The 10,808-nt window shown below is 70.6% G+C and carries 9 protein-coding genes; 7 read left to right on the top strand and 2 right to left on the bottom strand.

What is annotated here, in order from left to right:
- Positions 1-98: 98 nt before the first annotated feature.
- Together ADL01_RS06375 and ADL01_RS06370 are read right to left on the bottom strand one after the other, a co-directional pair.
- Positions 99-1,499, bottom strand: a complete 1,401-nt coding sequence (locus ADL01_RS06375; protein ID WP_053740903.1) for a cytochrome P450 — start codon at positions 1,497-1,499, stop codon at positions 99-101.
- Between the two features lie 188 nt (positions 1,500-1,687).
- On the bottom strand, positions 1,688-2,794 hold the full coding sequence (locus tag ADL01_RS06370) for an NAD(P)/FAD-dependent oxidoreductase (protein ID WP_053740902.1): 1,107 nt from the start codon (positions 2,792-2,794) through the stop codon (positions 1,688-1,690).
- 345 nt (positions 2,795-3,139) lie between these two features.
- Between ADL01_RS06370 and ADL01_RS06365 the strand changes: the two genes are divergently transcribed.
- The 7 genes from ADL01_RS06365 (at position 3,140) to ADL01_RS06335 (ending at position 10,807) form a co-directional block, all read left to right on the top strand.
- Complete coding sequence (locus tag ADL01_RS06365; protein WP_053740901.1) at positions 3,140-3,739, top strand: acyltransferase; 600 nt, start codon at positions 3,140-3,142, stop codon at positions 3,737-3,739.
- Between the two features lie 286 nt (positions 3,740-4,025).
- On the top strand, positions 4,026-5,192 hold the full coding sequence (locus tag ADL01_RS06360) for a hypothetical protein (protein WP_053740900.1): 1,167 nt from the start codon (positions 4,026-4,028) through the stop codon (positions 5,190-5,192).
- Entirely contained in the window at positions 5,189-5,959 is a 771-nt protein-coding gene (locus tag ADL01_RS06355; RefSeq protein WP_053740899.1) for a WecB/TagA/CpsF family glycosyltransferase, read from the top strand. The genes ADL01_RS06360 and ADL01_RS06355 overlap by 4 nt, the downstream gene beginning before the upstream one ends.
- Positions 5,959-7,218, top strand: coding sequence for a nucleotide sugar dehydrogenase (locus ADL01_RS06350; RefSeq protein ID WP_053740898.1), 1,260 nt, complete (start codon positions 5,959-5,961; stop codon positions 7,216-7,218). The genes ADL01_RS06355 and ADL01_RS06350 overlap by 1 nt, the downstream gene beginning before the upstream one ends.
- A gap of 3 nt (positions 7,219-7,221) precedes the next feature.
- Entirely contained in the window at positions 7,222-8,355 is a 1,134-nt protein-coding gene (gene wecB / locus ADL01_RS06345; RefSeq protein WP_053740897.1) for a non-hydrolyzing UDP-N-acetylglucosamine 2-epimerase, read from the top strand.
- Positions 8,356-8,406: 51 nt separating this feature from the next.
- Positions 8,407-9,291 (top strand): chain length determinant protein, encoded by an 885-nt coding sequence (locus ADL01_RS06340; protein ID WP_053740896.1) that lies wholly within the window; start codon positions 8,407-8,409, stop codon positions 9,289-9,291.
- Complete coding sequence (locus ADL01_RS06335) at positions 9,254-10,807, top strand: oligosaccharide flippase family protein (RefSeq protein WP_053740895.1); 1,554 nt, start codon at positions 9,254-9,256, stop codon at positions 10,805-10,807. Before ADL01_RS06340 ends, ADL01_RS06335 begins: the two co-directional genes overlap by 38 nt.
- The last annotated feature ends 1 nt before the right edge of the window (position 10,808 follow it).

Here is a 10,808-nt window from a genome sequence, read left to right as displayed (position 1 = left end):
CCACCGAGCCACCGAGCCACCGAGCCACCGAGCCACCGAGCCAGGGTCACGCACGTCCCCGGCGTACACCAAACACTGCGGCCCGCCGCAACGCCGCCTCAGCGGCCGGTGCGGATCAGCTCCGTCAGGTAGCGCCACAGCGATGAGCGCTGCCGTGCCGACGGGTCCGGCAGTTCCGTCCGTGCCGACTGCGTCGCCGGGTCGTACGCCAACCGTTGCTCGGGCAGCGCGGCGAGGTCGTACCGTACGGGCAGTGATCGTAGGCCTCGCATGAACGGCGAGGAACGCCAAGGGAGTTGGTCGACGGGAAGGGCGAGGTCCAGGTTCACGAACCGCTCGAACAGCCGGCCGACGCCGACCGCCGCGACCGTCGACGCGAGCTCCCGCGCCGGGCACTGGCGTGGGCCCGCGCCCCAGGACAGGTGCGCCCGGGTGCTGAGCGTGGTGCTCGGGCACACGTTCTTGGCGAAGAGAGGGTCGTCGTGCGCCGCGGCGGAGGAGACCCACACCGGATCGCCCGCCCGGATCGTGTAGTTGCCCAGCCGGGTGTCCCTGGCCGCGAAGCGGGGCACGAAGTTGACCAGCGGCGGCTTACGCATGACCACCCGGTTCATGGTCTCCCTGACCATCCCGGCGGAAAGGCTGGCTCGCACGGTGCTCTCGCCCGAGATGACCTCGACCACCGTGTTGGCCACCAGGATGCCGACGTGGTCGGAGGTCATGCCCAGCAGCATGAACAGTTCGCGGGCCAGTTCGTCGACCGAGAGTCCGGGGTGCGCGGCTATCAGGTACGAGGGGAAGTCGTCCCCCGGCGTCTCGAGTTTCGCCGCCGCCAGTTCGGCGAGCGTCGCCAGCAGCCGCTCCAGGGCGGGCTCCGCGTCCGGGCCCGCGTCCAGTACCCGCCACATGTCCATCAGCGCGTCGTCGCCCTGTGATCCGGGGAAGCCGAGCAGGCTACTGGCCACCATCAGTGGCAGCGGCCGGGAGAACTGGGCCGACAGATCCGCCAGACCGGTGCCGCCGCCCTGGCCCATCAACGTGATCAGTTCGTCGGCATAGGCGGCGACGGCCCTTTTCAGCCGCCGCGCCTGGGGGTGGCCCGGATCCTGGAACGGTTTCAGCGCCACGTCCCACGCGGCCCTCAACGGGCGGTAACCGGGGCCGCCCTGGATCAGCACGTGGTTGACCTCGAGGGACGGTCCGAGCGGCCAGTCGGCGGGCACCCTGCCCTCCGAACGCGCCCGCCACTTCTCCAGCCCCTTCGGCCACCCGGCATCGTCCTGGAGGACCTGGAGCGACTCCTGGTAGCCCAGGACGAGCCAGGCGGGTACGCCGAGCAGGTCGACCGGTGCGACCGGGCCGTGCTGTTGCCGCAGCCGTTCGTACACGAGCGAGGGGCGCGTCTCGTAGTCCCTGGTCAGCAGCGGTTCAGGTGTCAGCTCCTCCAGCCGTATGCCGTCCAGGTCCACGGGTCCGCCGTCGCCCCACTGGGTATTCATCGTTTCGCCGCCCCTCCAACACTCCCCGTACCGGCCCGCGTTCAGCCGGTAGTTGGAAACGGAGGGACCCTACCCCAGGATGTACGCGGCGGTAACAACGGGGGCGGGAACCGCAGTCGAGAACCTGCCGCAGGCTTTGCCCACACGGCCCCCGCAAGCCCTCCACACGGTCTCCACGAGGGCGGGCTTCAGGCCGCCGTGTATCCGAGCTGGCGCCTCATGTAGGGGGTCATGAGGGTCTTGGCCTTGGCCAGCGTGGCGGTACGGCCGCCGAGGATCGCGGTCTCGCCGCCGGGCACGGGAACCATGGTCACCCCGTCGGCGGCCCCGAACGGCACGATGAGCGGGGCCCGGTGGAGCGACCGGTAGAAGCGGGGCTGCTTGCGATGTCTGCCGGGACTCTGCAGCTGGGCGCGGATGTTGTGGACGGCGAGGTCCGCCTGGGCGAGCGCGACGGGGGTGATCTTGAGTTCGCTGATGTCGTTCACGTCACCGACGGCGAACACGTCCGGGAAGCCCTCGACCCGGAGCGTCCGGTCGACCCTCACATGCCCGGAGGCGTTCAGCCAGTCGCCGAGCCCGGCCATGCGCAGCCAGAACGTGTTGGGGGTGGTGCCGGTGGCCCAGAAGGAGCGGTCGGCCCCGATGAGGCCACCGTGGGCGTCGCGATAGGTGCCGAAGTCATTGCCGGGTGACATGAAGGAGTCGAGCCGGACCTCCACGTCATGCGATTCCAGCCAGACACGGGCCCTCTTCCCGACCCGTTCACTGCCCGTGGAATGGAGCAGCGCCGGCCCGGAGTGGGCGAGGGTGACCCTGACGCCGGGGCGGGCCAGGCGGATCTCGGCGGCGAGTTCGACGCCGGAGGGCCCGCCGCCGACGACGAGGACGTGTTCGGCGGCGGCGATGTTCCGCTGGTGCCCGGCGAACGACCGGGCGGCCTCCTCGACGGTGGTGCCGGTGAACCTGGCCGGTTCCGGGTAGTCGGCGCCGGTGGCGATCACCACCACGTCGTACGGGAGGATCTCGCCCGAGGCCAGCGTCACCTTCCGCTCGGCGGTGTCGACGCCGACCGCTTTGCCCACGGCCACGCGGCCGTTGCGCAGCAGCCGGTCGTACGGAATGAACGGGGTGATCGTCCACTCGGGGCACACGCCGGCGCGCAGGGAGGCAATGCGATGGAAGAAGACCTCCTTGCGGTCCACCAGGGTGACCCGGGCCGTGTCGTCCAGTCGTTTCGCCAGCCGCACGCCGGCATAGCCGCCGCCGATCACCACTACGTCGCCGTGCTGCACGCCGAGTCTCCTGTGCCTGTGGGGGGAGCGAGCGCTGCGGCGTGTGGGCGCCATCGGCCACTCGAATGCCGCTGAGCGTAGCGCTTGACATTTGAAGGGTTGATGAACTTCGGTGCTCAATCTGTGAATTGACGACACGGCGACGGCGGCCGACGGGCGTCAACAGTGTGCGGCGCCACCCTGGTCGCCTTCTCGCTGTCGTCCCCGAAACCGCTCTCCCCGTCAAGGCCGACGCCGGACCGTCCACGACCGGGCGCCGGTCACCGTCGTCGGCCGATCCGGCGTAAGTATGGTGATCCCGTGAAGGCGCTTTTGCCGCCCCGGTGAGCAGAAAGGTTCCACCAGGTGAGCTCCAGGATCCAGCCGACCGCCCAGGTCGACGAAACGGCAACGATCGGCGACGGGACGACGGTCTGGGATCTGGCCCAGATCCGGGAGGACGCCCGACTGGGCAGCGGGTGCATCGTCGGCCGGGGAGCGTATGTCGGCCCGGGCGTACGCATCGGCGACAACGTGAAACTCCAGAACTACGCCCTGGTCTACGAACCGGCGGTGCTCGGAGACGGGGTGTTCGTCGGCCCGGCGGCGGTCTTCACCAACGACCACTTCCCCCGGTCGGTCGACCCGGAGGGCCGGCTCAAGCGCGGCGGCGACTGGGAAGCGGTGGCGGTGGTGGTGGCCGAGGGGGCGTCCGTGGGGGCCCGTTCCGTGTGCGTGGCGCCGGTGCGCATCGGCCGTTGGGCGCTTGTCGCGGCGGGCGCCGTGGTGACCCGGGACGTGCCGGACTTCGCACTCGTGGCCGGTGTTCCGGCGCGCCGGATCGGCTGGGTCGGCCGGGCCGGCGTACGGCTGATCGAGCGGGAGGGCGAGCCGGGCGCGTGGGAGTGCCCCGAAACGGGTGCGCTGTACGACGAGTTGGACGGCGAGCTCGTCGAGCGCGCCTGACTTCCACATCCCCCAAAACGCAAATCTTCGAACATCTATAGGCATAACATGTGTGCGATCTATGCAGACGACGCACAATGAGCACACACGAACCAGTGCCCAGGGGGGGTTACCGGGTGGATACGCCTGTGCCCAGAGCGAGGAGCGACAACCGCTTCGACGCTTGATGTCCGACGCCTCACGGGACGGCGTCCGACATCTGTCCTCCGCCGCGTGCCCAGTCACGCGGCGGTGATCCAGTCTGCTCAAAACACAGGACCCACAGGGGGGTTGGTGTGCCCAAACGATGACCACCACACGTCTGGCAGCGCTCGGTCGTGAGGAACCGCCGCTGCTCGCGCTCACCCAACGGCTGCTGGCCGTCGCCGAGTCGGGACTTCCGGCGATGCTCCTTCCCGGTGGCGAAGCCTTCGTCTTCACCGTGGCGGGCCGGCAGGCAGCCGACGGCTCCTGGACCCTGGAGCGGCGCGGCACCAGTACCCGGTACGCGGCGATCACCGTGCTGGGTGCCCGGTTCCTCCCCGAGGACCGTCAGCGCGCGGTGCTCGGCGGGCATACGGCCCAGGAGTTCGCGGGTCTGCTGGTCGAGTCGCTGCCAGCGGTGACCAACCTCGGGGACGCGGCGCTCATCGCCTGGGCCGCCGCCGAGACCGACCACCCCAAGCTGTCGGACGCGCTCGCGCGGGTCGACGCGCTGGACGAGGACGGCCGGCCGCGGTACACGGTCGAGGCGGCCTGGGTGCTGTCCGCGCTCGCGGCGGCTCGCCGGTCGGCCGACGTGGAGAGACGTTTCAGCGCAGCGCGCGACCGCCTGCTGCGGGCCCGGATCGGGAACAGTCCGCTGTTCCCGCACGCCACCGGGCCCGGCCTGGTGCCCTGGTACCGGTCCCATGTGAGCTGCTTCGCCGACCAGACGTACCCGCTCCAGGCCCTGGCCCTGGCACACGCCAGCGGCGACGGAGCCGGCGATCCGGAGGCGTTGGCCGCGTCCGAGGCGTGCGCGGCCCGTATCTGTGAGCTGCAGGGCGACGGCGGCCAGTGGTGGTGGCACTACGACGCGCGCACCGGCGGTGTCGTGGAGGGCTACCCGGTCTACAGCGTCCACCAGCACGCGATGGCGCCGACCGCGCTGTTCGACCTGGCCGACGCCGGTGGCACCGACTTCGGCGCGGCGATCCGCAAGGGCCTGCGCTGGATGACCTTCGTGCCCGAACTGGCGGGCGGCCACGAGGAGCCGATGATCCTCGACGACCTCGGTGTCACCTGGCGCAAGGTCTACCGGGGCGACCCGAAGAAGGCCGTACGCGCCGCCCGAGGCCTCGGCACCCGAGTCGCTCCGAACCTCCGGCTGCGGTCCCTGGACCGGGTGTACCGGCCCCTGTCCGTGGACCGCGAATGCCGGCCGTACGAATTCGGCTGGATGCTCCACGCCTGGCAGGGGGGACGAATATGAGCGAGCGCCAGATCCTGTTCGGGGTCGAACTGGACCCGCTGACCATGGACGAGACCGTCGAGCGCTGCCTCGAAGCCGTCCGGAACGGCAGGCAGTTGGAGATCGGGGTGGTCAACGCCGCGAAGCTGGTGAACATGCGGCGCGACCAGCGCCTCGCCGACGCCGTCTCCGGCTGCGATCTCGTCGTCGCCGACGGACAGGCCGTCGTCTGGGCCGGCCGGGTGCTGCGTGCCCCGCTGCCCGAACGGGTGGCCGGAATCGACCTGTTCCTGCGGCTGCTGGCCGAGGCGGAGACGGCGGGCATGTCCGTGTACTTCCTCGGTGCCAAGGAGGAGGTGCTGGCGGAGATGCTGCGCCGGGTGGCCGACCGCTTCCCCGGCCTGAAGGTGGCCGGCAGCCGCAACGGCTACTTCGACGACTCCCAGCAGGAAGCCATCGCGGGCGCGATCGCCGACAGCGGCGCCCAGATGCTGTTCCTCGGCATGACCTCGCCGAAGAAGGAGATCTTCACCGCCGCCTACGGCGAACGCACCGGCGCCCGCGTCGTGCACGGAGTCGGCGGCTCCTTCGACATCCTCGCGGGGATCACCAAGCGGGCCCCCGAGTCCTGGCAGCGGTGGGGAGTCGAGTGGCTCTACCGCGCGCTCCAGGAGCCGCGCCGCCTCGGCCGGCGCTACCTCACCACCAACGCTGCCTTCCTTCTCATGACGGCGCGGGAGTTCATCCGTCCCACCCCGTCACCCGCCTCCGCGAACAGGAGTCACTGATGCGCGTCGTCGTGGTCGGACAGGGATACGTCGGCCTGCCGCTGGCCATCCGCGCCGCCGAGGTCGGACACGAGGTGATCGGCTACGACGTCGACTCCCGGCGGGTCAAGACCCTTGCCGCCGGTGAGTCGTTCGTCGAGGACGTCTCCTCCGAGCGGATCCGCGCGGCTCTGGACAACGGCTCGTACCGCCCGAGTGAGGCGGCCCGCGACTGCGGCGGTTTCGACATCGCCGTGGTGACCGTGCCGACACCGCTGCACGAGGGCACTCCCGATCTCCGGTACATCAAGGAGTCGGCGGTCACCCTCGCCCGGTATCTGCGCCCCGGAGCCACCGTCGTCCTCGAGTCGACGACCTATCCCGGCACCACCCAGGAGCTGTTCGCGCCGGTCCTGGAGGACGGCTCGGGCCTCACCGCGGGCGCCGACTTCCACCTCGGGTACAGCCCGGAGCGGATCGACCCCGGAAACGCCGTCTGGGGGTTCAAGGAGACGCCGAAGGTCGTGTCCGGGGTCAACGAGGCCTCGCTCAAGGCCGTTCAGGACTTCTACGCGCAACTCGTCGACACGACCGTGCCGGTGGGCTCGCCGAAGGAGGCCGAACTCGCCAAGCTTCTTGAGAACACCTTCCGGCATGTGAACATCGCGCTGGTCAACGAGATCGCGATGTTCGCCCACCACCTGGACATCGACGTCTGGCAGGCCATCGACGCGGCCTCCACCAAGCCCTTCGGGTTCATGAAGTTCACGCCCGGACCGGGCGTCGGCGGCCACTGCCTGCCGATCGACCCCTCGTACCTGTCCTGGCGGGTGCAGCGCGAACTCGGCCAGAGCTTCCGGTTCGTGGAGCTGGCCAACGACATCAACAACCACATGCCCGAGTACGTGGCGCGCCGGATCAGCGACCTGTTCAACGAGAGACGCAGGTCCGTGAACGGCTCGCGCGTCCTGCTGCTCGGCCTGGCGTACAAGAAGAACACCAGCGACGCCCGGGAGTCGCCGGCGCTGCGCATCTCCCAGCTCCTGCTGGACATGGGGGCCCAGGTCAGGGCGGCGGATCCGCACGTGGTCGAGAGTCTGCCGGTGGACAGCCGCTTGGTCCGGGTCGAACTGACCCCTGAGGAGCTGACGGCCGCCGATGTGGTGGTCCTGCTGACCGACCACGACAGCTTCGACTACGAACTCGTGGCCGAACACGCTCCCTTCGTCCTCGACTGCCGCCGCCGGCTGTCGTCGGGGCCCACCATCGAGGTGCTCTGAGCCATGCCGCGAATCGTCTGCGTCGCCGGGGCGCGCCCCAACTACATGAAGATCAAACCGGTGATGGACGCCCTGGAACGCCGGGGCGCCGAGGTGGTCCTCGTCCACACCGGCCAGCACTACGACCCGGCCATGAACGACGTGTTCTTCGCCGACCTCGGTATCCGTCCGCCCGACCGCTTCCTCGGGGTCGGGTCGGGCAGTCACGCCGAGCAGACCGGACGCGTGATGACCGCGTTCGAGCCGCTCATCGGCGAGGTGTCCCCAGACATCGTCGTCGTGGTCGGCGACATCAACTCCACCCTGGCCTGTGCCCTGGTCACCGCCAAGGCCGGCCCGCTGCTGGCCCACGTCGAGGCCGGCCTGCGCAGCCGCGACTGGAGCATGCCGGAGGAGGTCAACCGCGTCGCCACCGACCGGGTCAGCGACTATCTGCTGGCCCCCTCCCCCGACGCCGTCGACAACCTGCGCGCGGAGGGCTACCGGGAGGACCAGATCCACCTGGTCGGCAATGTCATGATCGACACGCTGCTGGCCAACCTGGAGCGGGCCAGGGCCTCGGCCGTCCTGGACGAACACGGCCTGGCCAAGGGCGAGTACGGGCTCGTCACGCTGCACCGGCCGGCCAACGTGGACGACCCCGAGGTGCTCACCGGGCTGCTCAAGGCCCTGGGGGAGATCGCCGGGCGCCTGCCGCTCGTCCTGCCCGTGCATCCGCGGGCCGCGGAGCGGCTGGCCGCCATCGGGGTGCCGGGCGGTATCCGGCTCGTACCGCCCGCCGGATACCTGGACTTCATCGCCCTCCAGGACTCCGCCCGCGTCGTGCTGACCGACTCCGGCGGCATCCAGGAGGAGACCACGGCGCTGGGCGTGCCGTGTGTGACCCTGCGGGACAACACCGAGCGGCCCATCACCGTCGAGCAGGGCACCAACGTGCTGGCGGGCCGGGATCCCGCGCGCATCGTGTCCATCGTGAACGGGGTGCTGGACGCGCCGCCCGCGCCGCGCAGGCCCGACCTGTGGGACGGCCGCGCGAGCGACCGGATCGCCGATGTGCTGCTGGAGGGGGGCACCGCGAGCACTCGGCTGAGACCGACCGACCAGCCGACAACCAGCGAACGCACGTTCCCCATATGATCCGCTTGAAACACCTGCTCGTAGAACATTTGGCCGCAAGGGGGGACCGCCATGGATCTCGCTGAGATCTTCCGGGTCATGCGCAGGCGCTGGTACGTCCTGCTGCCCGGGCTGCTGCTGACCGCCGGTCTGGTGGCCGCCGTGGTGGTGCTGGTTCCGGTCACCTACCAGTCGCAGAGCACGGTGCAACTACTGAACTCCCCGAAGGCCACCGTCGCCTACGGCGGCAACCCCTTCCTCAGCACGCAGACCTCGCTCACCGGCATGGCCGACAGCCTGGCCCGCAACCTCAACTCCGACGACTCGATCCGGGAGCTCAAGTCCCGTGGAGCCAGGGGTATGTTCGAGGCCAAGATCGCCGACAACGCCCAGGGGCCGCTGATGTGGCTGACGGTCACCGGCACGGGCAGGGCGTCGGTCCTGAAATCGGACCGCATTCTCACCGCGTACGCCAAGGACCGGCTGGAGCAGTTCCAGAAGCAGCAGTCGGTCGCGCCGAAGGCCATGATCCAGATGATGACGATCGTGGTCCCGCAGCCGCCGGCCGCGCAGACCAAGACCCGGCTCGAGTACATGATCATGGCCGGCGGCGCGGGCCTGGTACTGACCCTGGTCGCCGCCTTCTACGTGGAGGCGCGCCGCCGTTCGCACCCGGCGGCCGCCCCGGCGGTAACCGTACAGCCGGTCGAAGCCCCCGAGCCGGCGCCGGTGGCCGAATCCCGCGTCACCGCTCCCCGGCCGGCGGCCGAGGAGTCGAGGGCGGAACAGACGATCGCTCTGCGCACCCCGCCCACCTGGGCGCGGTCCGCCGGGAACAGGCCTGCCACGGAGCCGAGAGCGGGGCGGACCACGACGGTCGTGGCACCCGCCGCCGAGCCGCTCGACGAGGAGTCGACTCATGGACAGCGTTCGCACACCGGACAGCGAGACCGCTGAGCCGAGCGGCACTCCCGCTCCGCCCGCTGCCGCCTCCCTGGGCACGAAGGTCCGCTCCGCGGCCCGTTGGAGCCTGATCAACACGGTCGTGATGCGGCTGGGCAACTTCGCGACCGGCATCCTGCTGGCACGCTTCGCCCTCGGACCGGCGGAGTGGGGCGTCTACGGCATCGCCCAGACCGTGCTGCTGGTCCTGCTGTCCGCGAACGAGCTGGGCGTGGGCCTGGCCATCGTGCGCTGGGAGGGCGACGCACGGCGGTTCGCGCCGACCGTGCTGACCCTCAGCGCCCTCTCCAGCGGCCTGCTGTACGTGGCGCTGTTCGCGGCGGCACCGACGGTGGCGGGCCTGCTCGGCTCGCCGGACGCGGCGGGCGTACTGCGGGTGATGTGCCTGTGCGTGGTGATCGACGGGGTGGCACAGGTGCCCGCCGGTTTCCTCACCCGGGAGTTCGCCCAGGGCAGGCGGATGCTCGTCGACGGGCTCAACTTCGTGGTGAGCACCTCGGTGACGCTGCTGCTGGCCTTCGAGGGCTGGGGCGCGATGAGCTTCGCCTGGGGAGCCGTGGCGGGAAACCTCGTGACGCTCGTCGGCTGCGCCCTGGCGGCACCGGGCACCTTGAAGTTCGGCTGGGATCCCGACCAGGCGCGGGCGTTGCTCAGGTTCGGGCTTCCGCTGGCGGGGGCGAGCATGCTGGCCCTCGCGGTGGTCAACGTCGACACCATGGTGGTGGGCGCGACGCTGGGCAATGTGTCGCTGGGTTTCTACGTCCTCGCCTTCAACATGTCCGGCTGGCCCGTGCGGATCATCTCCGAGGCCGCCCGCCGGGTCTCGTTCGCCGGCTTCTCCCGGCTGGCGGAGTCGCCGCAGGCGCTCGCCCAGGGCTTCAGCCGGGCCCTGGGTGTGGTGATCACCGGGACCGTCCCGCTGTGCGTCCTGCTGGCCTGCCTCGCGGAGCCGGCCATCCAGCTGATCTACGGAGACCGGTGGGGTCCCGCCGCCGCGGCGCTGCCCTGGCTGATGGTCCTCGGCCTGATCCGTATCGGCAGCGAACTGGCCTACGACTGCCTGGTCGCGATCGGACAGCGCCGGTCGCTCTTCCTGGTGCAGGGCCTGTGGCTGGCGGCCCTGGTCCCGGTGCTGCTGGTCGCCGCCCGCGTGAACGGCATCGTCGGTGTCTCCCAGGCCCATGTCCTGGTCGCCGGCGGCCTTGTCGTGCCCGTGTTCCTGGTCGCCCTCAGTCGGGGCGGCATCGGTGCCGGCCGGATCGCCAGGGCCTGTGCGTGGCCCTTCCTGGGCGGGGCCGTCATGGCCGCGATCATCCTCGGCCTGCAACGCCTGCTGGGCGACGGCCGGTTCGCCCTCCTCGCCATCAGCACGATCGCCCTGGCCGGCTACACGCTGTGCGTACTGCCCAGCCGCGACTTCCTGCGCGGCGTCGGCCGCGGCGACCGGCCCCGCCGCGGCCAGGACCGGTCCTCCGTACCGGTCCGGCCCGCCCAGAAGGACTTGAGGTGAA

It is taken from the genome of Streptomyces sp. NRRL WC-3618 (assembly GCF_001280005.1).
In the GTDB taxonomy this organism is placed as follows: domain Bacteria; phylum Actinomycetota; class Actinomycetes; order Streptomycetales; family Streptomycetaceae; genus Streptomyces.
This window is presented reverse-complemented; position numbering and strand designations above follow the sequence as displayed.